Here is a 26,736-nt window from a genome sequence, read left to right as displayed (position 1 = left end):
GCGATTACTTGCGGATCGGCTTACGCGGACCTTTACGGGTACGCGCGTTAGTCTTGGTACGCTGACCGCGCACTGGAAGACCACGACGATGACGCAGACCGCGATAGCAACCGAGGTCCATCAAACGCTTGATTTTCATGTTGATTTCGCGACGCAGGTCACCTTCAGTGGTGAACTTCGCCACTTCGCCACGCAGCTGTTCAATCTGCTCGTCGCTCAGATCTTTGATCTTTGCGGCTGGGTTTACCCCAGTCACTGCACAGATCTTCTGTGCAGTAGTGCGACCAACACCATAGATGTAGGTCAGCGAGATAACAGTATGCTTGTTATCTGGAATGTTAACGCCTGCAATACGGGCCATTCAGTGGGACTCCAATTGACAGCTACCTACGCCCCGGAAGCCAAGAAATAGGGCGCGAGATAATATCGCTGTAATAACAAATAATCAACCCGGCAGCGCACTAGCTGCCGGGCTTGAAGCACAATCACACTCAGCCTTGGCGCTGTTTGTGACGCGGTTCCGCGCTGCAAATTACTCGAACAACACCTTCGCGGCGAATAATCTTGCAGTTACGGCACAGCTTTTTCACCGATGCACGAACTTTCATCACCAACTCCTCGAACCTTATGGGTACTCAGCGCAACATGCCGCTGCCGTAACCCTTCAGGTTGGCTTTCTTCATCAGGGATTCGTACTGGTGCGAAACGAGGTGCGATTGTACTTGGGACATGAAGTCCATCACAACCACGACCACGATCAGCAACGAGGTCCCGCCAAGGTAGAACGGAACGTTTGCTGCAACCACCAGGAACTGGGGCAACAGGCACACGGCCGTCATATATAGAGCACCGAACAGGGTCAAACGAGTCAGAACGCCATCAATGTAGCGCGCAGACTGCTCACCTGGACGGATGCCCGGAATAAAGGCACCGGACTTCTTCAGGTTTTCCGCTACGTCTTTCGGATTGAACATCAACGCCGTATAGAAGAAGCAGAAGAAAATAATCCCTGCACTAAACAGCAGAATATTCAACGGCTGACCAGGAGCGATCGACTGCGAGATGTCCTGCAGCCAGCCCATACCTTCAGACTGACCAAACCAGGTACCCAACGAAGCCGGGAACAGCAAAATGCTGCTCGCGAAAATGGCTGGAATAACACCGGCCATGTTCACCTTCAACGGCAAGTGGCTAGTCTGCGCAGCAAAGACCTTACGGCCCTGCTGACGCTTGGCGTAATGAACAGCAATACGACGCTGACCACGCTCAATGAACACCACAAAACCGATAATCGCTACTGCCAGCAAACCGATGGCAACCAGGGCGAAAATATTGATATCACCCTGACGCGCAGACTCGAAAGACTGCCCGATCGCTCTCGGAAGACCGGCGACGATACCTGCGAAAATCAACATCGAGATACCGTTGCCAACACCACGCTCAGTAATCTGCTCACCCAGCCACATCATGAACATCGCACCAGCCACAAAAGTGGATACCGCGACGAAATGGAAGCCAAAGTCACCAGTGAACGAAACGCCCTGCCCCGCCAGACCAATGGACATGCCAATTGCCTGAACGAGAGCGAGGACGACAGTGCCGTAGCGGGTGTACTGAGCAATCTTGCGACGCCCAGCTTCACCTTCCTTCTTCAACTGTTCCAGCTGCGGGCTGACGGCGGTCATCAACTGCATGATGATCGATGCCGAAATGTACGGCATGATCCCCAGTGCAAAGATGCTCATCCGTTCCAGCGCGCCGCCGGAAAACATGTTGAACAAGCTAAGAATGGTCCCCTCATTCTGTCGAAACAGGTCCGCGAGTCGGTCCGGGTTGATACCTGGAACCGGGATGTGTGCGCCTATTCGGTAGACGATAATCGCCAAGAATAGAAAACGCAGACGAGCCCAGAGTTCAGACATACCGCCTTTGCCGAGCGCAGAGAGAGCACCTTGCTTAGCCATTTATTCCTCGAACTTGCCGCCAGCTGCTTCGATAGCCGCACGCGCACCTTTGGTGGCGCCGATTCCCTTTCCGATGGTAACAGCGCGAGTAACTTCGCCGGACAGCATGATTTTCACACGCTGTACGTTGACGTTGATCACGTTGGCATCTTTCAGGGACTGCACGGTGACGATGTCGCCTTCCACTTTAGCCAGCTCGGACAAACGCACTTCTGCGCGGTCCATGGCTTTCAGGGAAACGAAACCGAACTTCGGCAGGCGACGATGCAGCGGCTGTTGACCGCCTTCAAAGCCTGGAGCAATGGTGCCACCGGAGCGGGAGGACTGACCTTTGTGGCCACGGCCACCGGTCTTGCCCAAACCACTACCGATACCACGGCCCGGACGATGCTTTTCGCGACGGGAACCCGGCGCTGGACTCAGATCATTGAGTTTCATCGATTAACCCTCGACACGCAGCATGTAGTAAGCCTTGTTGATCATCCCGCGATTCTCGGGAGTATCAAGTACTTCTACAGTGTGACCGATGCGACGCAGACCCAGACCCTTAACGCACAATTTGTGGTTAGGGATGCGGCCGGTCATGCTTTTGATCAGCGTAACTTTTACGGTAGCCATGATCAGAAGATCTCCTTGACGCTTTTGCCACGCTTGGCGGCAATGGATTCAGGAGACTGCATAGCTTTCAAACCTTTGAAAGTGGCGTGAACCACGTTTACCGGGTTAGTCGAGCCGTAGCACTTGGCCAGAACGTTCTGAACGCCAGCAACTTCGAGGACAGCACGCATAGCGCCGCCAGCGATGATACCGGTACCTTCAGAAGCAGGCTGCATGTACACCTTCGAAGCGCCGTGACCGGACTTCATTGCGTACTGCAGAGTGGTGCCGTTCAGATCAACTTGGATCATGTTGCGGCGAGCAGCTTCCATTGCCTTCTGGATCGCAGCAGGCACTTCACGCGACTTGCCACGGCCGAAGCCAACACGCCCTTTACCATCACCAACCACGGTCAACGCGGTGAAAGTGAAGATACGGCCGCCTTTAACGGTTTTGGCTACGCGGTTAACTTGAACCAGCTTCTCGATGTAGCCTTCGTCGCGCTTTTGGTCGTTATTTGACATAACTTAGAACTCCAGCCCAGCTTCACGAGCAGCATCAGCCAGCGCCTTGACGCGGCCGTGATACTTGAAGCCAGAGCGGTCGAAAGCCACCTGCGAGACGCCAGCGGCTTTAGCACGCGTAGCGACCAGCTGGCCAACCTTAGTGGCCGCGTCGATGTTGCCAGTGGCGCCATCACGCAGTTCTTTATCCAAAGTCGAGGCAGATGCCAGGACTTTGTTGCCGTCGGCCGAAATGACCTGGGCGTAGATGTGCTGCGACGAGCGGAACACGCAGAGACGCACGACTTCGAGTTCGTGCATTTTCAGGCGTGCTTTGCGAGCGCGACGCAGTCGAGTAACTTTTTTGTCGGTCATTTGCTATGCCCTACTTCTTCTTGGCTTCTTTACGACGGACGACTTCGTCCGCGTAGCGCACACCTTTGCCTTTGTACGGCTCTGGTGGACGGAAGTCGCGGATCTCGGCGGCCACTTGACCTACCAGCTGCTTATCGATGCCCTTGATCAGGATATCGGTCTGGCTAGGAGTCTCAGCGGTGATGCCTTCCGGCAGTTCATAATCCACTGGGTGCGAGAAGCCAAGAGCCAGGTTCAGCACTGTGCCTTTTGCTTGCGCTTTGTAACCAACACCGACCAGCTGGAGCTTGCGCTCGAAGCCTTGGCTTACGCCTTGGACCATGTTGTTTACCAACGCACGAGTGGTACCAGCCATTGCGCGAGTTTGTTGATCGCCATTGCGAGCAGCGAAACGCAGCTCACCAGCTTCTTCAACGATCTCAACGGACGAATGGATGTTCAGTTCGAGAGTGCCCTTGGCACCCTTCACCGAAAGCTGTTGGCCTGCGAATTTAACTTCGACACCGGCTGGCAGCTTAACGGGGTTCTTAGCGACGCGTGACATGCTTATCCCCCCTTAGAACACAGTGCAAAGAACTTCGCCGCCGACACCGGCAGCGCGCGCAGCACGATCCGTCATCACACCTTTGTTGGTGGAGACGATAGACACACCGAGACCGCCACGAACTTTTGGCAGATCATCGACGGACTTGTACTGACGCAGGCCTGGACGGCTAACGCGCTTCACTTCTTCGATAACCGGACGGCCTTCGAAGTACTTCAGCTCGATGGACAGCAGTGGTTTGATTTCGCTGCTGATCTGATAACCCGCAATGTAACCTTCGTCCTTCAGGACTTTGGCAACAGCTACCTTCAAAGTAGAAGATGGCATGCTTACGACGGACTTTTCAGCCATCTGGGCATTACGGATTCGAGTTAGCATGTCCGCTAACGGGTCCTGCATACTCATGGGCTAGACGCTCCTAATACAAAAAAATTAGCCTTGCGGCTACTACTTGTCGCCGAGCTCATCCATGCGGAAAAAGCACGGGCTCAGGCGAGCCGGGTATTCTAGACACACCCCACAAATGAATCAAGCCCCAAAAGGGGCTTGATTCAAGTTCAAGGTCACCGGCGGTCAGGATCTTGCGACCCCGAACACCGAGACTTTGATAGTGCTTACCAGCTGGCTTTAACCAGACCAGGTACGTCACCACGCATTGCAGCTTCACGCAGTTTGTTACGGCCAAGGCCGAACTTGCGGTAAACGCCGTGTGGACGACCGGTCAGGCGGCAGCGGTTACGCATGCGCGAGGCGCTTGCGTCACGTGGCTGCTTCTGCAGAGCTACTGTAGCTTCCCAACGTGCTTCTGGACTTGCGTTCAGATCAACGATGATAGCTTTCAGTGCTGCACGCTTTTTGGCGTACTTGGCAACCGTGAGCTGACGCTTCAGCTCGCGGTTTTTCATGCTCATCTTGGCCATTTTCCTACTCCAATCAGTTGCGGAACGGGAATTTGAAAGCACGCAACAGGGCGCGACCTTCATCATCGTTCTTGGCAGTGGTGGTCAGGGTAATGTCCAGACCGCGGAGAGCATCGATCTTGTCGTAGTCGATTTCCGGGAAGATGATCTGCTCTTTAACGCCCATGCTGTAGTTACCACGACCATCGAAGGACTTGGCATTCAGGCCGCGGAAGTCGCGAACCCGAGGCAGGGAGATCGACAGCAGACGATCCAGGAACTCGTACATACGCTCACGGCGCAGGGTCACTTTGACGCCGATCGGCCAACCTTCACGGACTTTAAAGCCAGCGATGGATTTCCGAGCGTAGGTCACAACGACTTTCTGGCCGGTGATCTTTTCCAGGTCAGCAACAGCGTGCTCGATGACTTTTTTGTCACCGACCGCTTCGCCCAGACCCATGTTCAGGGTGATTTTTGTAACGCGTGGAACTTCCATCACGTTCGAAAGCTTAAGTTCTTCCTTAAGCTTCGGTGCGATTTCCTTCCAGTAAATCTCTTTTAGTCGTGCCATGGTCTTCTACCTAGCAGTGTTCAAGCATCAACCGCTTTTTGGGTCGACTTGAAGACACGAATTTTCTTGCCGTCTTCTACTTTGAAACCAACGCGGTCAGCCTTGTTGGTTTCGCCGTTGAAAATGGCGACGTTAGAAGCGTCCAGTGGAGCTTCTTTTTCGACGATACCGCCTTGTACGCCCGACGCCGGGTTAGGCTTGGTATGACGCTTAACCAGGTTCAGACCACCAATAACCAGACGGTTATTAGCGAGAACCTTAAGCACCTTACCGCGCTTACCTTTGTCTTTGCCGGCGATCACGATGATCTCGTCGTCACGACGAATCTTTTGCATGTCGGATCTCCTTACAGCACTTCTGGGGCGAGCGAGACGATCTTCATGAACTTCTCAGTACGAAGTTCACGGGTCACTGGCCCAAAGATACGGGTGCCGATCGGCTCTTGCTTGTTGTTCAGAAGAACAGCAGCGTTGCCATCAAAGCGGATAATGGAGCCATCAGCACGACGTACGCCGTGACGAGTGCGGACTACAACAGCAGTCATCACTTGGCCTTTTTTCACTTTACCGCGAGGAATTGCTTCCTTCACGGTAACTTTGATGATGTCACCGATACCAGCGTAACGACGATGGGAGCCACCCAGCACCTTGATGCACATAACACGGCGAGCGCCGCTGTTATCGGCCACATCGAGCATGGATTGAGTCTGAATCATATAATTTCTCCGACCCCTAGTCCTTAGACTTCCACAGCGCGTTCGAGAACATCAACCAATGCCCAAGACTTGGTCTTGGCCAGCGGACGAGTTTCACGAATAGTGACTTTGTCGCCGATGTGGCACTGGTTGGTTTCGTCGTGCGCGTGCAGCTTAGTCGAACGCTTAACGTATTTACCGTAGATCGGGTGCTTAACGCGACGCTCGATCAGAACGGTGATGGTTTTGTCCATCTTGTCGCTGACAACACGGCCAGTCAGCGTACGGACAGTTTTTTCGGCTTCAGCCATGATTACTTACCTGCCTGCTGGTTAAGCACAGTCTTCACGCGAGCGATGTCACGTTTAACTTGCGAGAGCAGATGAGACTGCCCCAACTGGCCAGTTGCTTTCTGCATACGCAGATTGAACTGGTCGCGCAGCAGGCCGAGCAGTTGCTCGTTCAGCTGCTGTGCGGATTTTTCACGAAGTTCATTCGCTTTCATCACATCACCGTCCGTTTAACAAAGGCGGTGGCGAGCGGCAGCTTTGCAGCAGCCAGGGCAAAAGCCTCACGCGCCAGCTCTTCAGTAACACCCTCGATTTCATACAGGACTTTGCCTGGCTGAATCTGGGCAACCCAGTACTCCACACTACCCTTACCTTTACCCATCCGAACTTCGAGTGGCTTTTTGGAAATAGGCTTGTCCGGGAATACACGGATCCAGATCTTGCCGCCACGTTTAACGTGACGGGTCAGAGCACGACGCGCTGACTCGATCTGACGAGCGGTGAGACGACCACGAGCTACAGACTTCAGCGCGAACTCGCCGAAGCTGACTTTGCTACCGCGCTGTGCCAGACCACGGTTGTGGCCTGTCATCTGCTTGCGGAACTTCGTACGCTTTGGTTGCAACATTTGGCGTACCCCTTACTTAGCAGCTTTTTTACGAGGCGCTGGTGCTTGTGGTTTCAGTTCTTCTTGGCGACCACCAATTACTTCGCCTTTGAAGATCCAAACCTTTACACCGATCACACCGTAAGTGGTGTGAGCTTCGTAGTTGGCATAGTCGATGTCGGCACGCAGGGTGTGCAGTGGCACACGACCTTCGCGATACCATTCAGTACGTGCGATTTCAGCACCGCCGAGACGACCGCTCACTTGGATTTTGATGCCTTTGGCACCAATGCGCATGGCGTTCTGAACAGCGCGCTTCATAGCGCGACGGAACATTACGCGACGCTCCAGCTGCTGAGCTACGCTCTGCGCAACCAGCATACCGTCGAGTTCCGGCTTGCGGATCTCTTCGATATTGATGTGCACAGGCACACCCATTTGCTTGGTCAGGTCCTGACGCAGTTTCTCAACATCTTCACCTTTCTTCCCGATAACGATACCTGGACGAGCGGTGTGGATGGTGATACGTGCAGTCTGAGCCGGACGATGGATATCGATACGGCTTACGGACGCGCTTTTTAGTTTGTCTTGGAGATACTCGCGCACCTTCAGATCAGCGAACAAATAGTCCGCATAAGTCCGACCGTCTGCGTACCAGACGGAGGTGTGCTCCTTGACGATTCCCAGGCGAATGCCAATGGGATGTACTTTCTGACCCATCTCTTCGACTCCGTTACTTGTCAGCAACCTTGACAGTGATATGGCAAGACCGCTTGACGATGCGATCAGCACGGCCTTTGGCACGTGGCATGATTCGCTTCAGCGAACGCCCTTCGTTGACGAAAACGGTGCTGACTTTAAGGTCATCAACGTCTGCGCCTTCGTTATGCTCGGCGTTGGCTACGGCCGACTCCAGCACTTTCTTCATGATCTCGGCGGCTTTCTTACTGCTGAAAGCCAACAGGTTGAGCGCTTCGCCCACCTTCTTCCCGCGGATCTGGTCGGCGACCAAGCGGGCTTTCTGGGCGGAGATTCGAGCGCCCGACAACTTAGCGGCTACTTCCATCGTTCCTTACCCCTTAACGCTTGGCTTTCTTGTCTGCCACGTGCCCACGATATGTGCGGGTACCGGCAAACTCGCCCAGTTTGTGGCCGACCATGTCTTCGTTCACGAGAACTGGAACATGTTGACGACCGTTATGCACTGCAATGGTCAAACCGACCATTTGTGGCAGGATCATCGAACGACGCGACCAGGTTTTAACTGGTTTGCGATCGTTCTTTTCCGCCGCCACTTCGATCTTCTTCAGTAGGTGAAGATCAATAAAAGGACCTTTTTTCAGAGAACGTGGCACTGTCGTATCCCTCTATTTACTTGCGACGACGGACGATCATTTTGTCGGTACGCTTATTACCACGAGTCTTCGCGCCCTTAGTCGGGAAGCCCCATGGCGATACCGGATGACGACCACCAGAGGTACGACCTTCACCACCACCATGTGGGTGGTCAACCGGGTTCATGGCAACACCACGAACGGTTGGGCGAACGCCACGCCAGCGTTTGGCACCAGCTTTACCCAGCGAACGCAGGCTGTGCTCGGAGTTCGAGACTTCACCCAGGGTCGCGCGGCATTCAGCCAGCACTTTACGCATCTCACCAGAACGCAGACGCAGGGTCACGTAGACACCTTCACGAGCGATCAGCTGAGCCGAAGCACCAGCGGAACGAGCGATTTGCGCGCCTTTACCTGGCTTCAATTCGATGCCGTGTACGGTGCTACCAACTGGAATGTTACGCAGTTGCAGAGCGTTGCCCGGCTTGATCGGCGCCAGAGCACCTGCGATCAGCTGGTCGCCAGCACTCACGCCTTTAGGGGCGATGATGTAGCGACGCTCGCCATCTGCGTACAGCAGCAGAGCGATGTGAGCAGTACGGTTTGGATCGTATTCAATACGCTCGACAGTGGCAGAGATGCCATCTTTGTCGTTGCGACGGAAATCGACCAGACGATAATGCTGCTTATGGCCACCACCGATGTGACGAGTGGTAATACGACCATTGTTGTTACGACCACCAGTCTTCGATTTTTTCTCGAGCAGCGGTGCGTGAGGAGCGCCTTTATGCAGCTCCTGGTTGACCACCTTGACCACAAAACGGCGGCCAGGGGAAGTCGGTTTGCATTTAACGATTGCCATGATGCACCCCTTCCTTACTCAGCACTGCTGCTGAAATCGAGATCTTGGCCTGGCTGAAGGGAGATAACTGCCTTCTTCCAGTCATTACGCTTGCCCAGACCGCGAGCAGTGCGCTTGCTCTTACCCAGAACATTCAGGGTAGTAACACGCTCTACTTTCACGCTGAACAGGCTTTCGACGGCCTTCTTGATTTCCAGCTTGGTTGCGTCAGTTGCAACCTTGAAAACGAACTGGCCTTTCTTGTCAGCCAGAACCGTAGCCTTCTCGGAAACGTGCGGGCCAAGCAGAACTTTAAATACGCGTTCCTGGTTCATCCCAGCAGCTCCTCGAATTTCTTCACGGCCGACACGGTGATCAACACCTTGTCGTATGCGATCAGACTAACTGGATCGGAACCTTGCACGTCACGTACATCAACGTGTGGCAGGTTACGAGCAGCCAGGTACAGGTTCTGATCAACTACTTCAGACACGATCAAGACGTCAGTCAGGCCCATGCCGGTCAGTTTGTTCAGCAGATCTTTGGTCTTCGGTGCATCAACAGCGAAGTCCTGAACCACAACCAGACGATCAGTACGCACCAGCTCAGCAAGGATGGAACGCATTGCTGCGCGATACATCTTCTTGTTCAGCTTCTGGGTGTGATCCTGAGGACGAGCTGCGAAAGTGGTACCGCCGCCACGCCAGATTGGGCTACGGATAGTACCGGCACGAGCACGGCCAGTACCTTTCTGACGCCATGGGCGCTTACCGCCACCACGAACGTCGGAACGGGTCTTTTGCTGCTTGGTACCTTGACGGCCGCCGGCCATGTAGGCCACGACTGCTTGGTGAACCAGCGTCTCGTTGAACTCGCCGCCAAATGTCAGTTCGGAAACTTCGATCGCTTGAGCGTCATTTACATTTAATTGCATGTCAGCTTCCCCTTAACCGCGAGCCTTGGCTGCTGGACGTACAACCAAGTTGCCGCCAGTAGCGCCAGGAACAGCGCCCTTGACCAACAACAGATTGCGTTCAGCGTCCACGCGCACTACTTCGAGGGACTGCACGGTCACGCGCTCAGCGCCCATATGACCGGACATTTTTTTGCCCTTGAATACACGACCAGGAGTCTGGCACTGGCCGATAGAGCCTGGAACGCGGTGGGATACGGAGTTACCGTGGGTATTATCTTGCCCGCGGAAATTCCAACGCTTGATCGTACCCTGGAAGCCTTTACCTTTGGACTGACCGGTTACATCAACCAGTTGACCAGCGGCGAAGATTTCAGCGTTGATCAGATCGCCGGCCTGGTACTCGCCTTCTTCAAGACGGAATTCCATTACGGTACGACCAGCGGCAACGTTCGCTTTAGCGAAGTGGCCAGCTTGAGCAGCTGTAACACGCGAAGCACGACGCTCGCCTACAGTGACTTGCACTGCACGATAGCCATCGGTCTCTTCAGTTTTGAACTGGGTGACGCGATTCGGTTCGATCTCAATGACCGTGACCGGAATGGAGACACCTTCTTCGGTGAAAATACGGGTCATACCGCATTTACGACCGACTACACCAATAGTCATGTTGTAAACCTCATGAGTGTACGGGGCTTTCACCCGCTATGGCCGCCCATTTCAGAGCGTTACACGACTAAGACCGAGTCTTAGCCGAGGCTGATCTGCACTTCCACACCGGCCGCAAGATCAAGCTTCATAAGAGCATCAACGGTTTTATCCGTTGGCTGGACGATGTCCAGAACGCGCTTATGAGTACGGATCTCATACTGGTCACGCGCGTCTTTGTTGACGTGCGGGGAGACCAGAACGGTGAACCGCTCTTTACGGGTAGGCAGTGGAATTGGACCACGCACTTGAGCACCAGTACGTTTCGCGGTTTCCACGATTTCCTGGGTGGATTGGTCGATCAGGCGATGGTCAAAAGCCTTCAACCTGATACGGATTTGCTGATTTTGCATTGGATTTCAGACTCCGGCTGCTATTCCCAGCGAGCGCAATACGCCCGTTAAAAGGAGGCGCAATTCTATAGACGGGCTACTACAGTGTCAACCCAATAAAAAAGCCCCCGCTAGGCGGGGGCTTTTTCAAGTCATCACTTATTAAGCGATGATTTTGGCTACGACGCCAGCGCCGACGGTACGACCGCCTTCACGAATAGCGAAACGCAGACCATCTTCCATTGCGATGGTTTTGATCAGGGTGACAACCATTTTGATGTTGTCGCCTGGCATTACCATTTCAACGCCTTCCGGCAGTTCGCAGTTACCGGTCACGTCAGTGGTCCGGAAGTAGAACTGTGGACGGTAGCCTTTGAAGAACGGAGTGTGGCGACCGCCTTCTTCTTTGCTCAACACGTACACTTCAGCTTCGAAGGTAGTGTGCGGCTTAACCGAACCTGGCTTGACCAGAACCTGGCCACGCTCAACGTCGTCACGCTTGGTGCCGCGCAGCAGCACGCCGCAGTTCTCGCCAGCACGACCTTCGTCGAGCAGCTTACGGAACATTTCAACACCGGTGCAGGTGGTGACGGTAGTGTCACGCAGACCAACGATTTCCAGTGGATCCTGAACCTTGACGATACCGCGCTCGATACGGCCAGTTACAACAGTACCGCGACCGGAGATCGAGAATACGTCTTCGATTGGCATCAGGAACGGCTTGTCGATAACACGAACTGGATCTGGGATGTAGCTGTCCAGAGTTTCTACCAGGCGCTTAACAGCGGTGGTACCCATTTCGTTGTCGTCTTGGCCGTTCAGAGCCATCAGAGCCGAACCGATGATGATCGGAGTGTCGTCACCTGGGAAGTCGTAAGTGCTCAGCAGATCGCGCACTTCCATCTCAACCAGCTCCAACAGCTCAGCGTCGTCAACCATGTCAGCCTTGTTCAGGAAGACAACGATGTACGGAACGCCAACCTGACGGGACAGCAGGATGTGCTCACGAGTTTGTGGCATCGGACCATCAGCGGCCGAGCAAACCAGAATAGCGCCGTCCATTTGAGCAGCACCGGTGATCATGTTCTTCACATAGTCAGCGTGACCTGGGCAGTCAACGTGAGCGTAGTGACGGATCAGCGAGTTGTATTCAACGTGTGCGGTGTTGATGGTGATACCACGAGCCTTTTCTTCCGGAGCGCTGTCGATTTTGTCGAAAGCAACAACGGCCGAACCGAAAATTTCGGAGCAGACGCGAGTCAGAGCAGCGGTCAGCGTGGTTTTACCGTGGTCGACGTGACCGATGGTGCCAACGTTGACGTGCGGGAGGGTACGGTCAAATTTTTCTTTAGCCACGACAATTAACTCCTAGCCTAAAGGGGCTGAATCAGCCTTGTTTTTTGGTAACAGTTTCGACGATATGCGACGGAGCTGTATTGTATTTTTTGAATTCCATAGAGTAGCTTGCGCGACCTTGGGACATGGAACGAACGTCGGTTGCGTAACCGAACATCTCACCCAACGGAACCTCGGCGCGAATCACTTTGCCGGAAACCGTGTCTTCCATACCCAGGATCATGCCGCGACGACGGTTAAGGTCGCCCATCACGTCACCCATATAGTCTTCAGGTGTAACTACCTCTACCGCCATGATCGGCTCAAGCAACTCACCACCACCCTTCTGGGCCAGTTGCTTAGTTGCCATGGAAGCAGCCACCTTAAACGCCATCTCGTTGGAGTCGACGTCGTGGTAGGAACCATCAAACACGGTAGCCTTCAGGCCGATCAGCGGATAGCCGGCAACAACGCCGTTCTTCATCTGCTCTTCGATACCCTTCTGGATAGCCGGGATGTATTCCTTAGGAACCACACCACCCACTACTTCGTTCAGGAATTGCAGACCTTCCTGACCTTCGTCAGCAGGAGCAAAACGAATCCAGCAATGACCGAACTGGCCACGACCGCCGGACTGGCGAACGAACTTGCCTTCAATTTCGCAGCTCTTCGTGATGCGCTCACGGTACGAAACTTGAGGCTTACCGATGTTGGCTTCGACGTTGAACTCACGGCGCATCCGGTCAACCAGGATGTCCAGGTGCAACTCGCCCATGCCGGAGATGATCGTTTGACCAGTCTCTTCATCAGTCTTGACGCGGAAAGACGGGTCTTCCTGAGCAAGTTTGCCCAGAGCGATACCCATTTTTTCCTGGTCGTCCTTGGTCTTAGGCTCTACGGCAACCGAAATAACCGGCTCCGGGAAGTCCATGCGAACCAGGATGATTGGCTTGTCAGCGTTGCACAAAGTTTCACCAGTGGTGACGTCCTTCATGCCGATCAAGGCCGCGATGTCACCAGCGCGTACTTCCTTGATTTCTTCACGGGCGTTTGCGTGCATTTGCACCATACGACCCACGCGCTCTTTCTTGCCTTTAACCGAGTTGATCACGCCGTCGCCGGAGGCCAACACGCCCGAGTAAACTCGAACAAAGGTCAAGGTACCCACGAATGGGTCGGTAGCGATCTTGAACGCCAGAGCCGAGAACGGCTCGCTGTCGTCTGCGTGACGCTCCATTTCCTGGGTCTCGTCATCCGGGTCAGTACCCTTGATGGCAGGAATGTCGCTTGGAGCAGGCAGGTAGTCGATAACGGCGTCGAGAACCAGGGGAACACCCTTGTTCTTGAAAGAAGAACCGCAAACAGCCAGAACGATCTCACCAGCAATAGTACGCTGACGCAGAGCGGCCTTGATTTCCGCGTTGGTGAGTTCTTCACCTTCGAGGTACTTGTTCATCAGCTCTTCACTGGCTTCGGCCGCAGCCTCAACCATATTGCCGCGCCACTCGTCAGCCAATTCCTGCAGTTCAGCAGGGATAGGCTTACGAACTGGAACCATACCTTTGTCAGCGTCATTCCAGTAAACAGCTTCCATGGCCATCAGATCGATCTGACCCTGGAAGTTGTCTTCGGAACCGATGGCCAACTGGATTGGCACCGGAGTGTGACCCAGACGCTGCTTGATCTGACCGATCACGCGCAGGAAGTTTGCACCAGCACGGTCCATCTTGTTTACGTAAACAAGACGTGGAACGCCGTATTTGTTGGCTTGACGCCATACGGTTTCCGACTGAGGCTCAACACCCGAGGTGCCGCAGAACACAACGACCGCGCCATCGAGTACACGCAGGGAACGTTCAACTTCAATAGTGAAGTCAACGTGGCCCGGGGTATCAATAACGTTGAAGCGGTATTGGTCTTTGTGCTGCTTCTCGGAACCCTGCCAGAAGGCGGTGATAGCAGCAGAAGTAATGGTAATACCACGCTCCTGCTCCTGCACCATCCAGTCTGTGGTCGCGGCGCCGTCATGCACCTCGCCCATCTTGTGACTTTTGCCAGTGTAAAAAAGGACGCGCTCGGTGGTGGTGGTTTTACCAGCATCCACGTGAGCAACGATACCAATGTTACGGTAGCGATTAATCGGTGTAGTACGAGCCATAAAGCCCTCGCAAAATTAGTGACGCTAAAATTAGAAGCGGTAGTGCGAGAAAGCCTTGTTGGCTTCAGCCATACGGTGCACGTCTTCACGCTTCTTAACTGCAGCACCTTTACCTTCAGCAGCGTCCAACAGTTCGCCAGCCAAACGCAGAGCCATAGACTTCTCGCCGCGCTTGCGGGCGAAGTCTACCAACCAGCGCATTGCCAGGGCGTTACGACGGGACGGACGAACTTCAACCGGAACCTGGTAAGTAGCACCGCCTACACGGCGCGACTTTACTTCGACCAGCGGAGCGATGGCGTCGAGAGCTTTCTCGAAGATTTCCAGGGGGTCGCTGTTCTTGCGTTCTTTAACCTTCTCCAGCGCGCCATAAACGATACGCTCGGCAACGGCTTTCTTGCCGCTTTCCATAACGTGGTTCATGAACTTGGCCAGGATTTGGCTTCCGTATTTTGGATCGTCAAGCACTTCGCGCTTGGCTGCTACGCGTCTTCTTGGCATGGATAAGCCCTCAAACGGTCTTCAGGTTCGCTCGGAATCGGTGCCCTTTCGGGACGCCTCCGACCTTACTCTTATCGACTCAGAAAAATAGAAAATCAGTTTTTACAAAAAGCCGCTACTACTTAGGCTTCTTGGTACCGTACTTCGAACGACCCTGGTTACGACCTTTAACGCCGGAAGTATCCAAAGAACCGCGTACGGTGTGGTAACGAACACCTGGCAAGTCTTTTACACGACCGCCGCGGATCAGTACCACGCTGTGCTCTTGCAGGTTGTGGCCTTCACCGCCGATGTACGAGGAAACCTCGAAACCGTTGGTCAGACGCACACGGCATACTTTACGCAGTGCCGAGTTAGGTTTTTTCGGCGTGGTGGTATACACACGGGTGCATACGCCACGACGTTGCGGGCAGTTCTGCAGCGCAGGCACGTCGGATTTCTCGACGATACGCTTACGCGGCTGACGTACCAGCTGGTTGATAGTTGCCATCTACTAGCTCCACTGTTGTCTTGCGACGCTATTGTCTTGCAAGAAAAGCAAAATGGCAGGAACGAATTCCCGCCAAATTTAGGGGTACAAGAGTCTAAAGAGGATCTTGCCCCCAGTCAAGGCAAGGCCCCGACCTCCCCGCTCATCGAACCTCGACAAATTGTCTCAATTCGATGAACGGAACGGCCAGGGCCTTACGCTCATTTATCGCAGAACTCAGTTACCGCTCGAGTTCAGCGCTTCGGTCAGTGCAGCTTCCACTTCACTGGCGCTTACGCGCAACGGTTTGTCAGCTTCACGGCGGCGCTTGCGCTCGCTGTGATATGCCAGACCGGTACCAGCCGGGATCAGACGACCCACGACCACGTTTTCTTTCAGGCCGCGCAGGTAATCGCGCTTGCCGGTTACCGCCGCTTCGGTCAGTACGCGAGTGGTTTCCTGGAAGGAAGCCGCCGAGATGAACGATTCGGTGGACAACGACGCCTTGGTGATACCCAACAGCACCCGAGTGAACTTGGAAACGAATTTCTCGTCGCCAGCCAGTCGCTCGTTCTCTACCAGAACGTGAGTCAACTCCATCTGGTCACCCTTGATGAAAGTCGAGTCGCCGGATTCAGCGATTTCAACCTTACGCAACATCTGACGCAGGATGGTCTCGATGTGCTTGTCGTTGATCTTCACGCCTTGCAGACGATAAACGTCCTGGATCTCGTTCACGATGTACTTGGCCAGCGCACTCACACCCAGCAAACGCAGGATGTCGTGTGGATCGCTCGGACCGTCGGAGATAACTTCGCCGCGGTTTACCTGTTCGCCTTCGAAGACGTTCAGGTGACGCCACTTCGGAATCAGCTCTTCGTACGGATCGGTGCCGTCGTTCGGGGTGATAACCAGACGGCGCTTGCCTTTGGTCTCTTTACCGAACGCGATGGTGCCGCTGACTTCAGCCAGAATCGAGGCTTCTTTCGGACGACGTGCTTCGAACAAGTCGGCAACACGTGGCAGACCACCGGTGATGTCACGGGTCTTCGAAGTCTCTTGCGGGATACGAGCGATAACATCACCGATCGCAATCTTCGCGCCATCCGCTACACCAACCAGGGCGTTAGCAGGCAGGAAGTACTGAGCAATAACGTCAGTACCCGGCAGCAAGAGATCCTTGCCGTTGTCATCAACCATCTTCACAGCAGGACGGATATCTTTACCGGCAGCTGGACGGTCTTTGGCGTCGAGTACTTCAATGTTGGTCATACCGGTCAATTCGTCAGTCTGACGCTTGATCGTGATGCCTTCTTCCATGCCCACGTAGGTCACGGTACCTTTCATTTCGGTAACGATTGGGTGAGTGTGCGGATCCCACTTGGCCACGATTGCGCCAGCGTCGACCTTGTCACCTTCTTTAACCGAAATCACAGCACCGTACGGCAGCTTGTAACGCTCGCGCTCACGACCGAAGTCATCAGCGATTGCCAGCTCACCGGAACGGGACACAGCAACCAGGCAACCATCCACTCGCTCCACGTGCTTCAAATTGTGCAGACGAACGGTACCGCCATTCTTCACCTGGACGCTGTCCGCAGCGGAGGTCCGGCTGGCCGCACCACCGATGTGGAACGTACGCATTGTCAGCTGGGTACCTGGCTCACCGATGGACTGGGCAGCGATAACGCCGACCGCTTCACCGATGTTCACCTGGTGACCACGAGCCAAGTCACGGCCGTAGCACTTGGCGCAAATGCCGTAGCGGGTTTCGCAGCTGATCGGCGAACGCACGATCACTTCATCGATGCTGTTCAGCTCGATGAACTCGACCCACTTCTCGTCTACCAGTGTGCCGGCAGGAACGATGATTTCTTCGGTACCCGGCTTGTACACGTCACGGGCAATAACACGACCCAATACGCGCTCACCCAGCGGCTCAACAACGTCACCGCCTTCAATGTGCGGAGTCATTACCAGGCCATGTTCGGTGCCGCAATCGATCTCGGTTACTACCAGATCCTGCGCCACGTCTACCAGACGACGAGTCAGGTAACCGGAGTTCGCAGTTTTCAACGCGGTATCCGCCAAACCTTTACGAGCACCGTGAGTGGAGATGAAGTACTGAAGTACGCTCAAACCTTCACGGAAGTTCGCAGTAATCGGCGTTTCGATGATGGAACCGTCCGGCTTGGCCATCAGGCCACGCATACCGGCGAGCTGACGGATCTGCGCGGCAGAACCCCGTGCGCCCGAGTCGGCCATCATGTACATCGAGTTGAAGGATTCCTGGTCGACTTCGACGCCATGACGGTCGATGACTTTCTCTTTCGAGAGGTTGGCCATCATCGCCTTGGAAACTTCGTCGTTCGCCTTGGACCAAAGGTCGATCACTTTGTTGTACTTCTCGCCCTGGGTTACCAGGCCGGAGGCGTACTGACTTTCGATCTCTTTCACTTCATCAGTAGCAGCATTGATGATGCGGGCTTTTTCATCCGGGATAACGAAGTCGTTAACACCGATGGAAACGCCGGAAATGGTCGAATAGGCAAAACCGGTGTACATCAACTGGTCAGCGAAGATCACGGTCTCTTTCAAACCAACCACGCGGTAGCACTGGTTGATCAGCTTGGAGATCGCCTTTTTCTTCATCGGCTGGTTGACGACGTCGTACGACAGGCCAGGTGGAACAACCTGGAACAACAGCGCACGGCCGACAGTGGTGTCGACGATACGAGTGCCGCTCACGCTGCCGCCATCACGGTCGTTGACGGTTTCGTTGATCCGCACTTTGACTTTAGCGTGCAGTGCGGCTTCGCCGGCACGGAACACACGGTCAACTTCTTGCAGATCCGCGAACACACGACCTTCGCCCTTGGCGTTGATCGCTTCACGAGTCATGTAGTACAGACCCAATACAACGTCCTGCGACGGAACGATGATTGGCTCACCGTTGGCTGGCGACAGAATGTTGTTGGTCGACATCATCAACGCACGCGCTTCCAACTGGGCTTCCAGTGTCAGCGGTACGTGCACGGCCATTTGGTCGCCGTCGAAGTCGGCGTTGTACGCAGCACAGACCAACGGGTGCAGCTGGATAGCCTTACCTTCGATCAGTACCGGTTCAAACGCCTGGATACCCAGACGGTGAAGGGTCGGTGCACGGTTGAGGAGAACCGGGTGTTCACGGATCACTTCAGCGAGAACGTCCCAAACCTCTGGCAGTTCGCGCTCGACCATCTTCTTGGCAGCTTTGATGGTGGTAGCGAGACCACGCATTTCCAGCTTGCCGAAAATGAACGGCTTGAACAGCTCGAGAGCCATCTTCTTCGGCAGACCGCACTGGTGCAGACGCAGGGTCGGACCTACGGTAATTACCGAACGACCGGAGTAGTCAACACGCTTACCGAGCAAGTTCTGACGGAAACGACCCTGTTTACCCTTGATCATGTCGGCCAGGGATTTCAGAGGACGCTTGTTGGAACCGGTGATAGCGCGACCACGACGGCCGTTATCGAGCAGTGCGTCGACAGCTTCCTGCAACATACGCTTTTCGTTGCGCACGATGATGTCCGGAGCGGACAGATCAAGCAGGCGCTTCAAGCGGTTGTTACGGTTGATCACTCGACGATACAGATCGTTGAGGTCGGAAGTCGCGAAGCGACCGCCATCCAGCGGGACCAGTGGACGCAGATCTGGCGGCAGAACCGGCAGAACGGTCAGCACCATCCATTCTGGAAGGTTGCCGGAACCCTGGAAGGCTTCCATCAACTTCAGACGCTTGGACAGCTTCTTGATTTTGGTTTCGGAGTTGGTTTGCGGAATTTCTTCACGCAGACGGCCAATCTCGTGTTCCAGGTCGATAGCGTGCAGCAGTTCACGGACAGCTTCAGCACCCATACGGGCATCGAAATCGTCGCCGAACTCTTCCAGCGCTTCGAAGTACTGCTCATCGTTGAGCAGCTGACCTTTTTCAAGGGTGGTCATGCCTGGATCGATAACGACATAGCTCTCGAAGTAGAGAACGCGTTCGATATCACGCAGGGTCATGTCCATCAGCAAGCCGATACGCGACGGCAGCGATTTCAGGAACCAGATGTGGGCAACCGGGGAAGCCAGTTCGATGTGCGCCATGCGCTCACGACGAACTTTGGCCAGCGCGACTTCAACGCCGCACTTCTCGCAGATCACACCACGGTGCTTCAAGCGCTTGTACTTACCGCACAGGCACTCGTAATCCTTTACCGGGCCAAAGATCTTGGCGCAGAACAGGCCGTCACGCTCAGGTTTGAACGTACGGTAGTTGATGGTTTCCGGCTTTTTAACTTCACCGAACGACCACGAACGGATCATCTCAGGCGATGCCAATCCAATACGGATGGCGTCGAACTCTTCGACTTGACCCTGGTTTTTCAGCAAATTCAGTAGGTCTTTCAAGGCCTTTCCTCCTGGCGGAGCAGAGAGCGGGCAATCCTGCCCCGCTCTCGATTCGCGTCACGTGTTATTCGGTTTCCAGATCGATATCGATGCCGAGGGAACGAATTTCCTTGATCAACACGTTGAAGGACTCGGGCATGCCCGGCTCCATACGGTGATCGCCATCCACGATGTTTTTGTACATCTTGGTACGGCCGTTCACATCGTCCGACTTCACTGTGAGCATTTCTTGCAGAGTGTAAGCGGCACCGTATGCTTCCAGTGCCCAGACCTCCATCTCCCCGAAACGCTGACCACCGAACTGTGCCTTACCACCCAGCGGCTGCTGGGTAACCAGGCTGTACGAACCGGTAGAACGAGCGTGCATCTTGTCGTCTACCAAGTGGTTCAGCTTCAGCATGTACATGTAGCCAACAGTAACCGGGCGCTCGAACTTGTTGCCGGTACGGCCGTCGGTCAGCTGCATCTGGCCGCTTTCTGGCAGGTCTGCCAGTTTCAGCATGGCCTTGATTTCGCTTTCCTTGGCGCCGTCGAACACTGGAGTGGCCATTGGAACGCCGCCACGCAGGTTCTTCGCCAGGTCCAGGATTTCCTGGTCGGAGAAGCTATCCAGATCTTCGTTACGACCGCCGATCTGGTTGTAGATCTCGTCGAGGAATTTACGAAGCTCAGCGACTTTGCGCTGCTCTTCGATCATCCGGTTGATCTTCTCGCCCAAGCCTTTAGCCGCGAGGCCCAGGTGGGTTTCAAGGATCTGACCAACGTTCATACGCGAAGGTACGCCCAACGGGTTGAGGACGACGTCGACCGGGGTGCCATTGGCATCGTGCGGCATGTCTTCAACCGGCATGATCACGGAGACCACACCTTTGTTACCGTGACGACCGGCCATCTTGTCGCCCGGCTGGATGCGGCGACGGATTGCCAGGTAAACCTTGACGATTTTCAGCACGCCTGGAGCCAGGTCATCGCCCTGCTGCAGTTTGCGCTTCTTGTCTTCGAACTTGTCGTCCAGCAGACGGCGGCGATCAACGATGTAGGCCTGAGCCTTCTCGAGCTGCTCGTTCAGAGCATCTTCAGCCATGCGCAGTTTGAACCACTGACCATGCTCAAGACCGTCGAGAACTTCGTCGGTGATTTCCTGACCTTTCTTCAGACCGGCGCCGCCTTCGGCTTTGTGGCCGACCAGAGCGGAACGCAGACGTTCGAAAGTTGCGCCTTCAACGATACGGAACTCTTCGTTCAGGTCCTTGCGGATCTCGTCGAGTTGAGTCTTCTCGATCGACAGTGCACGAGCATCACGCTCAACGCCGTCGCGGGTGAAGACCTGTACGTCGATAACGGTACCCTTGGTGCCGGTAGGCACGCGCAGGGAAGTGTCTTTAACGTCGCTGGCTTTTTCACCGAAGATGGCACGCAGCAGTTTTTCTTCCGGAGTCAGCTGGGTCTCGCCTTTCGGAGTGACCTTACCAACCAGGATGTCGCCTGCGCCAACTTCAGCACCTACGTAAACGATACCGGCTTCGTCCAGCTTGTTCAGTGCAGCTTCACCCACGTTAGGGATGTCTGCAGTGATTTCCTCTGGCCCAAGCTTGGTGTCACGTGCCACACAGGTCAGTTCCTGAATGTGGATCGTGGTAAAGCGGTCTTCTTGAACAACTCGTTCCGACAGGCAGATGGAGTCTTCGAAGTTGTAACCGTTCCAGGCCATGAACGCGATGCGCATGTTCTGACCCAGCGCCAGTTCACCCATGTCGGTGGACGGGCCGTCAGCCATGATGTCGCTACGCTGTACCCGATCACCTTTACGCACCAGCGGACGCTGGTTGATGCAGGTGTTCTGGTTGGAGCGGGTGTATTTGGTCAGGTTGTAGATGTCGACACCAGCTTCACCGGTTTCAACTTCATCATCAGCAACACGAACCACGATACGGCTGGCGTCGACGGAATCGATAACGCCACCACGACGAGCCACGACGCAAACGCCGGAGTCACGAGCTACGTTACGCTCCATGCCAGTACCGACCAGCGGCTTGTCAGCGCGCAGGGTTGGTACAGCTTGACGCTGCATGTTCGAACCCATCAACGCACGGTTGGCGTCATCGTGCTCGAGGAACGGGATCAGCGACGCTGCAACCGAAACTACCTGCTTCGGAGAAACGTCCATCAAGGTGACGTCTTCCGGCGCCTTGACGGTGAACTCGTTCAAGTGACGAACAGCTACCAGCTCGTCGATCAGCATTTTCTTGTCGTTCATCGTGGCCGAAGCCTGAGCGATCACGTGATCAGCTTCTTCGATGGCGGACAGGAACACGATCTCGTCGGTGACCAGAGCGTCTTTCACCACACGGTACGGGCTCTCAAGGAAGCCGTACTGGTTGGTGCGCGCATAAGCGGCCAGGGAGTTGATCAGACCGATGTTCGGACCTTCCGGCGTTTCAATCGGGCATACACGACCGTAGTGAGTCGGGTGTACGTCACGAACTTCAAAGCCAGCACGCTCACGAGTCAAACCGCCAGGGCCGAGTGCAGAAACACGACGCTTGTGGGTGATCTCGGACAGCGGGTTGTTCTGGTCCATGAACTGGGAAAGCTGGCTGGAACCGAAGAACTCTTTCACCGCCGCAGCCACTGGCTTCGCGTTGATCAGGTCTTGCGGCATCAGGCCTTCGCTTTCAGCCATCGACAGACGCTCTTTGACCGCACGCTCAACACGTACCAGGCCAACGCGGAACTGGTTCTCGGCCATTTCGCCTACACAGCGAACACGACGGTTACCCAGGTGGTCGATGTCATCGACGATGCCTTTACCGTTACGGATGTCGACCAGAGTCTTCAGCACCGCAACGATGTCTTCTTTGCACAACACGCCCGAACCTTCGATCTCGGTACGACCGATACGACGGTTGAACTTCATCCGGCCGACCGCAGACAGGTCATAGCGCTCAGGGCTGAAGAACAGGTTGTTGAACAGAGTCTCGGCAGCGTCTTTGGTTGGTGGCTCGCCTGGACGCATCATGCGATAGATCTCGACCAGCGCTTCCAATTGGTTGCTGGTGGAGTCGATCTTCAGAGTGTCGGAGACGAACGGACCGCAGTCGATATCGTTGGTGTACAGAGTTTCGATGCGAACAACCTGGGACTTGGCGATTTTGGCCAGGATCTCGGTGTTCAGTTCGGTGTTGCACTCTGCCAGGATTTCGCCGGTTGCCGGATGCACGATGACCTTGGCGGTAGTGCGACCCAGGACGTAGTCCAGAGGCATAACCAACTCTTTGATCCCGGCTTTTTCCAGCTGGTTGATGTGACGAGCGGTGATACGACGACCCTGCTCGACAATAACCTTGCCCTTGTCATCGAGAATATCGATAACAGCGATTTCACCACGCAGGCGCTGAGGCACCAATTCCAGGCTGATGCTTTCGCCCTGCACATGGAATACGTTGGTGGTGTAGAACGCGTCGAGCACTTCTTCAGTGGTATAGCCGAGCGCGCGCAGCAGTACCGATGCAGGCAGCTTGCGACGACGGTCGATACGCACGAATACGCAGTCTTTCGGGTCGAACTCGAAGTCCAACCACGAACCGCGGTAAGGAATGATACGCGCCGAGTACAACAGTTTACCGGAGCTGTGCGTCTTGCCACGGTCGTGGTCGAAGAACACGCCCGGGGAACGGTGCAGCTGGGAAACGATTACACGCTCGGTACCGTTGATTACGAAGGTACCGTTCTCAGTCATCAGGGGGATTTCACCCATGTAGACTTCTTGCTCTTTGATGTCCTTGATCGCTTTGTTCGACGATTCTTTGTCGAAAATGATCAGGCGCACTTTTACCCGCAAAGGTACGGCGTAAGTTACACCGCGCAATACGCATTCTTTGACATCAAATGCCGGTTCGCCCAGGCGATAACCGACGTACTCCAGCGCAGCATTGCCGGAGTAGCTGATGATCGGGAAAACGGATTTGAAGGCCGCATGCAGGCCCACGTCGCGGAACTGATCTTTAGTCGCTCCCGCTTGCAAGAATTCACGATACGAATCCAGCTGGATGGCCAGGAGGTACGGCACATCCATGACGTCCGGCAACTTGCTAAAGTCCTTGCGGATACGTTTTTTCTCAGTATATGAGTAAGCCATCAGCGTTCCCCAGCTTGGTCACCTGCTTGTTTGGCCCCTCCCGACGGGAGCAGCCAGAAAATCGTGCAAACCCCATGGTTTGCTCCACCGCATCGGGTGGTTACAGCTCGTTACCAGCACCGACCCAGTCGGCTGCCAATAACGGAAAAAGGCCGGTGGCAAGAGCCACCAGCCATCAGCCTTTCGCTTAACGCTCGGGCTGGAGACGCAAAGTCGATGCTTACTTCAGCTCGACTTTAGCGCCTGCTTCTTCCAGAGTGGCTTTGGCTTTGTCAGCTGCGTCTTTCGAAACAGCTTCCAGAACCATGCCAGGAGCGCCGTCAACTACAGCCTTGGCTTCTTTCAAGCCCAGACCGGTCAGTTCACGTACTGCCTTGATCACGTTAACTTTCTTCTCGCCAGCTTCCAGCAGCATGACGTTGAATTCAGTTTGTTCTTCAACAACGGCAGCGACAGCAGCTGGACCAGCGGAAGCAGCGGCAGCGGAAACGCCGAACTTCTCTTCCATGGCCTTGATCAGCTCAACGATTTCCAGAACGGATTTTTCGCCGATTGCTTCGATGATTTGGTCGTTAGTCAGAGACATGACTATAAATTCCTGTATTGGGGTGACAGCCTACGCGGCCATCGAAATAAACAATAAACGCTGAAAGGAGTCGCTCAGCCTTAGGCTGCAGCAGCTTCTTTCTGGTCGCGAAGAGCCGCCAGAGTACGAGCCAATTTGCTGGTTGCGCCTTGAATCACGCTCATCAGCTGAGAAATTGCTTCGTCACGGGTCGGCAGGCTTGCCAGTACGTCGATCTGATTAGCTGCGAGGAACTTGCCCTCGAACGCAGCTGCCTTGATCTCGAACTTATCCTGACCTTTTGCGAACTCTTTGAAGATACGAGCAGCAGCGCCCGGATGATCTTTGGAGAATGCAATCAAGGTCGGGCCGGTGAACACGTCGTTGAGCACGTCATATTGAGTGCCAGCAACGGCGCGCTTGAGCAGGGTGTTACGTACAACACGTACGTAAACGCCAGCTTCACGAGCCTCTTTACGGAGTCCGGTCATAGCGCCTACTGTTACGCCACGGGCATCAGCCACGACAGCGGACAGAGCAACTTGGGCAGCCTTGTTGACTTCAGCGACGATGGCCTTCTTGTCTTCAAGTTTAATTGCCACGGGAAAAACTCCTGCTTGTTACCGTTTCATCCAACCGAGGCCAGATGTCGTTTTGGTGTCTGATTCGGTAAGGAACCGGGAGCACCATCTGCGTAGGCTTGAGGTTTAAGACTTGCGCCGCCTACGGTCTTGGATAGCCCCCGCCAGGCAGGGACCCCAATCTTTCAATTGGCGCAATCGCTTGCGCCAATCTTTGTCTTACGCGTCGAGCGAGCCTTGGTCGATGACCAGACCTGGACCCATGGTGGTGCTCAGGGTAACGCGCTTGACGTAAATACCTTTCGAGGAAGCTGGCTTGATACGCTTCAGATCAGCGATCAGGGCTTCAACGTTTTCCTTCAGCTTGACGGCGTCGAAGCCAACCTTGCCAACGGAGGTGTGGATGATGCCGTTTTTGTCGGTGCGATAACGAACCTGACCAGCCTTGGCGTTCTTAACCGCGGTAGCTACGTCTGGCGTTACGGTGCCGACTTTAGGGTTAGGCATCAGGCCACGTGGGCCCAGGATCTGACCCAACTGACCAACAACGCGCATTGCATCCGGGGATGCGATAACTACGTCATAGTTCAGGTCGCCGCCTTTCATTTCGGCAGCCAGATCGTCCATACCTACACGGTCAGCGCCGGCAGCCAAAGCGGCCTCAGCAGCTGGACCCTGGGTGAACACAGCAACGCGAACGGTCTTGCCAGTGCCGTGTGGCAGCACAGTAGCGCTACGAACGACCTGGTCGGATTTACGCGGGTCAACACCCAAGTTTACAGCAACGTCGAACGACTCGCTGAACTTGACGGTCGACAGCTCAGCCAGCAGAGCAGCAGCGTCTACAAAGTTGTAGGACTTGCCTGCTTCGATTTTGCCGGCGATAGCCTTTTGACGCTTGGTCAACTTAGCCATTACACACCCTCCACGTTAAGGCCCATGCTACGAGCAGAACCGGCGATAGTACGCACGGCCGCGTCCATATCAGCTGCAGTCAGATCCGCGTTTTTGGTTTTCGCGATTTCTTCCAGCTGAGCACGGGTAACGGTGCCAACCTTAACTGTGTTCGGACGAGCGGAACCGCTAGTCAGACCAGCAGCTTTCTTCAGCAGAACCGAAGCAGGCGTGGATTTGGTTTCGAAAGTGAAGCTACGGTCGCTGTAGACAGTGATGATCACTGGAGTCGGCAGACCTGGCTCAATACCCTGAGTACGGGCGTTGAAAGCCTTGCAGAATTCCATGATGTTCACGCCGTGCTGACCCAGAGCAGGACCAACAGGTGGGCTTGGGTTAGCCTGAGCGGCCTTCACTTGCAGCTTGATGTAAGCGGTAATCTTCTTGGCCATGAGGCACTCCAATTACGGGTTCGAACGCCTC

34 protein-coding genes are annotated in these 26,736 nt (G+C 54.8%); all 34 read right to left on the bottom strand.

Annotated elements, in window-relative coordinates; translation table 11 throughout:
• Positions 1–4 precede the first annotated feature (4 nt).
• Complete coding sequence (rpsM, locus tag ACMXYJ_RS04785; protein WP_003186020.1) at positions 5–361, bottom strand: 30S ribosomal protein S13; 357 nt, start codon at positions 359–361, stop codon at positions 5–7.
• A gap of 130 nt (positions 362–491) precedes the next feature.
• Positions 492–608 carry a 50S ribosomal protein L36 gene (gene rpmJ / locus ACMXYJ_RS04780; RefSeq protein WP_002555468.1) on the bottom strand — a complete coding sequence of 39 codons (117 nt, stop codon included), beginning with the start codon at positions 606–608 and terminating at the stop codon, positions 492–494.
• Between the two features lie 27 nt (positions 609–635).
• On the bottom strand, positions 636–1,964 hold the full coding sequence (gene secY / locus ACMXYJ_RS04775) for a preprotein translocase subunit SecY (protein ID WP_008073883.1): 1,329 nt from the start codon (positions 1,962–1,964) through the stop codon (positions 636–638).
• Positions 1,965–2,402, bottom strand: coding sequence for a 50S ribosomal protein L15 (gene rplO, locus ACMXYJ_RS04770; protein WP_007896782.1), 438 nt, complete (start codon positions 2,400–2,402; stop codon positions 1,965–1,967).
• A gap of 3 nt (positions 2,403–2,405) precedes the next feature.
• Positions 2,406–2,582, bottom strand: a complete 177-nt coding sequence (rpmD, locus tag ACMXYJ_RS04765) for a 50S ribosomal protein L30 (RefSeq protein WP_003186033.1) — start codon at positions 2,580–2,582, stop codon at positions 2,406–2,408.
• A 2-nt stretch (positions 2,583–2,584) separates the two neighbouring features.
• Positions 2,585–3,085, bottom strand: a complete 501-nt coding sequence (gene rpsE / locus ACMXYJ_RS04760) for a 30S ribosomal protein S5 (protein WP_007943782.1) — start codon at positions 3,083–3,085, stop codon at positions 2,585–2,587.
• 3 nt (positions 3,086–3,088) lie between these two features.
• Positions 3,089–3,439: a 50S ribosomal protein L18 gene (gene rplR, locus ACMXYJ_RS04755; protein WP_003186037.1), complete on the bottom strand. Its 351-nt coding sequence runs from the start codon at positions 3,437–3,439 to the stop codon at positions 3,089–3,091.
• A gap of 10 nt (positions 3,440–3,449) precedes the next feature.
• The gene (gene rplF / locus ACMXYJ_RS04750) at positions 3,450–3,983 is read right to left on the bottom strand and encodes a 50S ribosomal protein L6 (RefSeq protein WP_003176412.1); all 534 of its coding nucleotides are present in this window, start codon (positions 3,981–3,983) and stop codon (positions 3,450–3,452) included.
• Between the two features lie 12 nt (positions 3,984–3,995).
• Positions 3,996–4,388, bottom strand: a complete 393-nt coding sequence (gene rpsH / locus ACMXYJ_RS04745; RefSeq protein ID WP_003186040.1) for a 30S ribosomal protein S8 — start codon at positions 4,386–4,388, stop codon at positions 3,996–3,998.
• A gap of 209 nt (positions 4,389–4,597) precedes the next feature.
• Positions 4,598–4,903 (bottom strand): 30S ribosomal protein S14, encoded by a 306-nt coding sequence (gene rpsN, locus ACMXYJ_RS04740; protein WP_003176414.1) that lies wholly within the window; start codon positions 4,901–4,903, stop codon positions 4,598–4,600.
• Positions 4,904–4,916: 13 nt separating this feature from the next.
• Positions 4,917–5,456, bottom strand: coding sequence for a 50S ribosomal protein L5 (rplE, locus tag ACMXYJ_RS04735; RefSeq protein ID WP_003176415.1), 540 nt, complete (start codon positions 5,454–5,456; stop codon positions 4,917–4,919).
• Between the two features lie 20 nt (positions 5,457–5,476).
• Positions 5,477–5,791 carry a 50S ribosomal protein L24 gene (gene rplX / locus ACMXYJ_RS04730; RefSeq protein ID WP_008145498.1) on the bottom strand — a complete coding sequence of 105 codons (315 nt, stop codon included), beginning with the start codon at positions 5,789–5,791 and terminating at the stop codon, positions 5,477–5,479.
• A gap of 11 nt (positions 5,792–5,802) precedes the next feature.
• Positions 5,803–6,171 (bottom strand): 50S ribosomal protein L14, encoded by a 369-nt coding sequence (rplN, locus tag ACMXYJ_RS04725; protein WP_002555479.1) that lies wholly within the window; start codon positions 6,169–6,171, stop codon positions 5,803–5,805.
• A 23-nt stretch (positions 6,172–6,194) separates the two neighbouring features.
• A complete protein-coding gene (gene rpsQ / locus ACMXYJ_RS04720) occupies positions 6,195–6,461 on the bottom strand; it encodes a 30S ribosomal protein S17 (protein WP_003176419.1) in 267 nt (88 codons plus the stop codon).
• A gap of 2 nt (positions 6,462–6,463) precedes the next feature.
• On the bottom strand, positions 6,464–6,655 hold the full coding sequence (gene rpmC / locus ACMXYJ_RS04715) for a 50S ribosomal protein L29 (protein WP_002555481.1): 192 nt from the start codon (positions 6,653–6,655) through the stop codon (positions 6,464–6,466).
• The gene (gene rplP / locus ACMXYJ_RS04710; protein WP_008145497.1) at positions 6,655–7,068 is read right to left on the bottom strand and encodes a 50S ribosomal protein L16; all 414 of its coding nucleotides are present in this window, start codon (positions 7,066–7,068) and stop codon (positions 6,655–6,657) included. Before rplP ends, rpmC begins: the two co-directional genes overlap by 1 nt.
• A 12-nt stretch (positions 7,069–7,080) precedes the next feature.
• Positions 7,081–7,767 (bottom strand): 30S ribosomal protein S3, encoded by a 687-nt coding sequence (gene rpsC / locus ACMXYJ_RS04705; protein ID WP_003176422.1) that lies wholly within the window; start codon positions 7,765–7,767, stop codon positions 7,081–7,083.
• A gap of 13 nt (positions 7,768–7,780) precedes the next feature.
• Positions 7,781–8,113: a 50S ribosomal protein L22 gene (gene rplV, locus ACMXYJ_RS04700; RefSeq protein ID WP_003103908.1), complete on the bottom strand. Its 333-nt coding sequence runs from the start codon at positions 8,111–8,113 to the stop codon at positions 7,781–7,783.
• A 13-nt stretch (positions 8,114–8,126) separates the two neighbouring features.
• On the bottom strand, positions 8,127–8,402 hold the full coding sequence (gene rpsS, locus ACMXYJ_RS04695) for a 30S ribosomal protein S19 (RefSeq protein WP_002555486.1): 276 nt from the start codon (positions 8,400–8,402) through the stop codon (positions 8,127–8,129).
• Positions 8,403–8,418: 16 nt separating this feature from the next.
• Positions 8,419–9,243, bottom strand: coding sequence for a 50S ribosomal protein L2 (gene rplB, locus ACMXYJ_RS04690; protein WP_003176423.1), 825 nt, complete (start codon positions 9,241–9,243; stop codon positions 8,419–8,421).
• 14 nt (positions 9,244–9,257) lie between these two features.
• Positions 9,258–9,557 carry a 50S ribosomal protein L23 gene (gene rplW, locus ACMXYJ_RS04685; RefSeq protein ID WP_002555488.1) on the bottom strand — a complete coding sequence of 100 codons (300 nt, stop codon included), beginning with the start codon at positions 9,555–9,557 and terminating at the stop codon, positions 9,258–9,260.
• A complete protein-coding gene (rplD, locus tag ACMXYJ_RS04680) occupies positions 9,554–10,156 on the bottom strand; it encodes a 50S ribosomal protein L4 (protein WP_415758949.1) in 603 nt (200 codons plus the stop codon). Before rplD ends, rplW begins: the two co-directional genes overlap by 4 nt.
• Before the next feature lie 12 nt (positions 10,157–10,168).
• Entirely contained in the window at positions 10,169–10,804 is a 636-nt protein-coding gene (rplC, locus tag ACMXYJ_RS04675) for a 50S ribosomal protein L3 (protein ID WP_003186059.1), read from the bottom strand.
• A gap of 80 nt (positions 10,805–10,884) precedes the next feature.
• A complete protein-coding gene (gene rpsJ, locus ACMXYJ_RS04670) occupies positions 10,885–11,196 on the bottom strand; it encodes a 30S ribosomal protein S10 (RefSeq protein ID WP_003186070.1) in 312 nt (103 codons plus the stop codon).
• Between the two features lie 141 nt (positions 11,197–11,337).
• A complete protein-coding gene (gene tuf, locus ACMXYJ_RS04665; RefSeq protein WP_046047317.1) occupies positions 11,338–12,531 on the bottom strand; it encodes an elongation factor Tu in 1,194 nt (397 codons plus the stop codon).
• 31 nt (positions 12,532–12,562) lie between these two features.
• Positions 12,563–14,668 carry an elongation factor G gene (gene fusA, locus ACMXYJ_RS04660; RefSeq protein WP_415758948.1) on the bottom strand — a complete coding sequence of 702 codons (2,106 nt, stop codon included), beginning with the start codon at positions 14,666–14,668 and terminating at the stop codon, positions 12,563–12,565.
• A 30-nt stretch (positions 14,669–14,698) separates the two neighbouring features.
• Entirely contained in the window at positions 14,699–15,169 is a 471-nt protein-coding gene (gene rpsG / locus ACMXYJ_RS04655) for a 30S ribosomal protein S7 (RefSeq protein WP_002555493.1), read from the bottom strand.
• A 118-nt stretch (positions 15,170–15,287) separates the two neighbouring features.
• Positions 15,288–15,659: a 30S ribosomal protein S12 gene (gene rpsL / locus ACMXYJ_RS04650; RefSeq protein WP_002555494.1), complete on the bottom strand. Its 372-nt coding sequence runs from the start codon at positions 15,657–15,659 to the stop codon at positions 15,288–15,290.
• 216 nt (positions 15,660–15,875) lie between these two features.
• A complete protein-coding gene (rpoC, locus tag ACMXYJ_RS04645; protein ID WP_415758947.1) occupies positions 15,876–20,075 on the bottom strand; it encodes a DNA-directed RNA polymerase subunit beta' in 4,200 nt (1,399 codons plus the stop codon).
• 64 nt (positions 20,076–20,139) lie between these two features.
• Complete coding sequence (rpoB, locus tag ACMXYJ_RS04640) at positions 20,140–24,213, bottom strand: DNA-directed RNA polymerase subunit beta (protein WP_149630379.1); 4,074 nt, start codon at positions 24,211–24,213, stop codon at positions 20,140–20,142.
• 220 nt (positions 24,214–24,433) lie between these two features.
• The gene (rplL, locus tag ACMXYJ_RS04635; protein WP_010467258.1) at positions 24,434–24,799 is read right to left on the bottom strand and encodes a 50S ribosomal protein L7/L12; all 366 of its coding nucleotides are present in this window, start codon (positions 24,797–24,799) and stop codon (positions 24,434–24,436) included.
• Between the two features lie 80 nt (positions 24,800–24,879).
• Entirely contained in the window at positions 24,880–25,380 is a 501-nt protein-coding gene (rplJ, locus tag ACMXYJ_RS04630) for a 50S ribosomal protein L10 (RefSeq protein WP_008145489.1), read from the bottom strand.
• A 198-nt stretch (positions 25,381–25,578) separates the two neighbouring features.
• Positions 25,579–26,274 (bottom strand): 50S ribosomal protein L1, encoded by a 696-nt coding sequence (gene rplA / locus ACMXYJ_RS04625; RefSeq protein ID WP_007896626.1) that lies wholly within the window; start codon positions 26,272–26,274, stop codon positions 25,579–25,581.
• Positions 26,274–26,705: a 50S ribosomal protein L11 gene (gene rplK / locus ACMXYJ_RS04620; protein WP_003210097.1), complete on the bottom strand. Its 432-nt coding sequence runs from the start codon at positions 26,703–26,705 to the stop codon at positions 26,274–26,276. Before rplK ends, rplA begins: the two co-directional genes overlap by 1 nt.
• Between the last annotated feature and the right edge of the window lie 31 nt (positions 26,706–26,736).

The sequence above is a fragment of the Pseudomonas arabinosi genome (assembly GCF_047758675.1).
GTDB classification, from domain to species: domain Bacteria; phylum Pseudomonadota; class Gammaproteobacteria; order Pseudomonadales; family Pseudomonadaceae; genus Aquipseudomonas; species Aquipseudomonas arabinosi.
Note: the sequence above shows the minus strand (reverse complement) of the source record. Positions and strands in the feature narration are given on the sequence as shown.

What these genes read in the sequence shown, in the direction of transcription:
- rpsM (WP_003186020.1), bottom strand. Translation starts at nt 361, where the DNA reads ATGGCCCGTATTGCAGGCGTTAACATTCCAGATAACAAGCATACTGTT.
- rpmJ (WP_002555468.1), bottom strand. Translation starts at nt 608, where the DNA reads ATGAAAGTTCGTGCATCGGTGAAAAAGCTGTGCCGTAACTGCAAGATT.
- secY (WP_008073883.1), bottom strand. Translation starts at nt 1,964, where the DNA reads ATGGCTAAGCAAGGTGCTCTCTCTGCGCTCGGCAAAGGCGGTATGTCT.
- rplO (WP_007896782.1), bottom strand. Translation starts at nt 2,402, where the DNA reads ATGAAACTCAATGATCTGAGTCCAGCGCCGGGTTCCCGTCGCGAAAAG.
- rpmD (WP_003186033.1), bottom strand. Translation starts at nt 2,582, where the DNA reads ATGGCTACCGTAAAAGTTACGCTGATCAAAAGCATGACCGGCCGCATC.
- rpsE (WP_007943782.1), bottom strand. Translation starts at nt 3,085, where the DNA reads ATGTCAAATAACGACCAAAAGCGCGACGAAGGCTACATCGAGAAGCTG.
- rplR (WP_003186037.1), bottom strand. Translation starts at nt 3,439, where the DNA reads ATGACCGACAAAAAAGTTACTCGACTGCGTCGCGCTCGCAAAGCACGC.
- rplF (WP_003176412.1), bottom strand. Translation starts at nt 3,983, where the DNA reads ATGTCACGCGTCGCTAAGAACCCCGTTAAGCTGCCAGCCGGTGTCGAA.
- rpsH (WP_003186040.1), bottom strand. Translation starts at nt 4,388, where the DNA reads ATGAGTATGCAGGACCCGTTAGCGGACATGCTAACTCGAATCCGTAAT.
- rpsN (WP_003176414.1), bottom strand. Translation starts at nt 4,903, where the DNA reads ATGGCCAAGATGAGCATGAAAAACCGCGAGCTGAAGCGTCAGCTCACG.
- rplE (WP_003176415.1), bottom strand. Translation starts at nt 5,456, where the DNA reads ATGGCACGACTAAAAGAGATTTACTGGAAGGAAATCGCACCGAAGCTT.
- rplX (WP_008145498.1), bottom strand. Translation starts at nt 5,791, where the DNA reads ATGCAAAAGATTCGTCGTGACGACGAGATCATCGTGATCGCCGGCAAA.
- rplN (WP_002555479.1), bottom strand. Translation starts at nt 6,171, where the DNA reads ATGATTCAGACTCAATCCATGCTCGATGTGGCCGATAACAGCGGCGCT.
- rpsQ (WP_003176419.1), bottom strand. Translation starts at nt 6,461, where the DNA reads ATGGCTGAAGCCGAAAAAACTGTCCGTACGCTGACTGGCCGTGTTGTC.
- rpmC (WP_002555481.1), bottom strand. Translation starts at nt 6,655, where the DNA reads ATGAAAGCGAATGAACTTCGTGAAAAATCCGCACAGCAGCTGAACGAG.
- rplP (WP_008145497.1), bottom strand. Translation starts at nt 7,068, where the DNA reads ATGTTGCAACCAAAGCGTACGAAGTTCCGCAAGCAGATGACAGGCCAC.
- rpsC (WP_003176422.1), bottom strand. Translation starts at nt 7,767, where the DNA reads ATGGGTCAGAAAGTACATCCCATTGGCATTCGCCTGGGAATCGTCAAG.
- rplV (WP_003103908.1), bottom strand. Translation starts at nt 8,113, where the DNA reads ATGGAAGTAGCCGCTAAGTTGTCGGGCGCTCGAATCTCCGCCCAGAAA.
- rplB (WP_003176423.1), bottom strand. Translation starts at nt 9,243, where the DNA reads ATGGCAATCGTTAAATGCAAACCGACTTCCCCTGGCCGCCGTTTTGTG.
- rplW (WP_002555488.1), bottom strand. Translation starts at nt 9,557, where the DNA reads ATGAACCAGGAACGCGTATTTAAAGTTCTGCTTGGCCCGCACGTTTCC.
- rplD (WP_415758949.1), bottom strand. Translation starts at nt 10,156, where the DNA reads ATGCAATTAAATGTAAATGACGCTCAAGCGATCGAAGTTTCCGAACTG.
- rplC (WP_003186059.1), bottom strand. Translation starts at nt 10,804, where the DNA reads ATGACTATTGGTGTAGTCGGTCGTAAATGCGGTATGACCCGTATTTTC.
- rpsJ (WP_003186070.1), bottom strand. Translation starts at nt 11,196, where the DNA reads ATGCAAAATCAGCAAATCCGTATCAGGTTGAAGGCTTTTGACCATCGC.
- fusA (WP_415758948.1), bottom strand. Translation starts at nt 14,668, where the DNA reads ATGGCTCGTACTACACCGATTAATCGCTACCGTAACATTGGTATCGTT.
- rpsG (WP_002555493.1), bottom strand. Translation starts at nt 15,169, where the DNA reads ATGCCAAGAAGACGCGTAGCAGCCAAGCGCGAAGTGCTTGACGATCCA.
- rpsL (WP_002555494.1), bottom strand. Translation starts at nt 15,659, where the DNA reads ATGGCAACTATCAACCAGCTGGTACGTCAGCCGCGTAAGCGTATCGTC.
- rpoB (WP_149630379.1), bottom strand. Translation starts at nt 24,213, where the DNA reads ATGGCTTACTCATATACTGAGAAAAAACGTATCCGCAAGGACTTTAGC.
- rplL (WP_010467258.1), bottom strand. Translation starts at nt 24,799, where the DNA reads ATGTCTCTGACTAACGACCAAATCATCGAAGCAATCGGCGAAAAATCC.
- rplA (WP_007896626.1), bottom strand. Translation starts at nt 26,274, where the DNA reads ATGGCTAAGTTGACCAAGCGTCAAAAGGCTATCGCCGGCAAAATCGAA.
- rplK (WP_003210097.1), bottom strand. Translation starts at nt 26,705, where the DNA reads ATGGCCAAGAAGATTACCGCTTACATCAAGCTGCAAGTGAAGGCCGCT.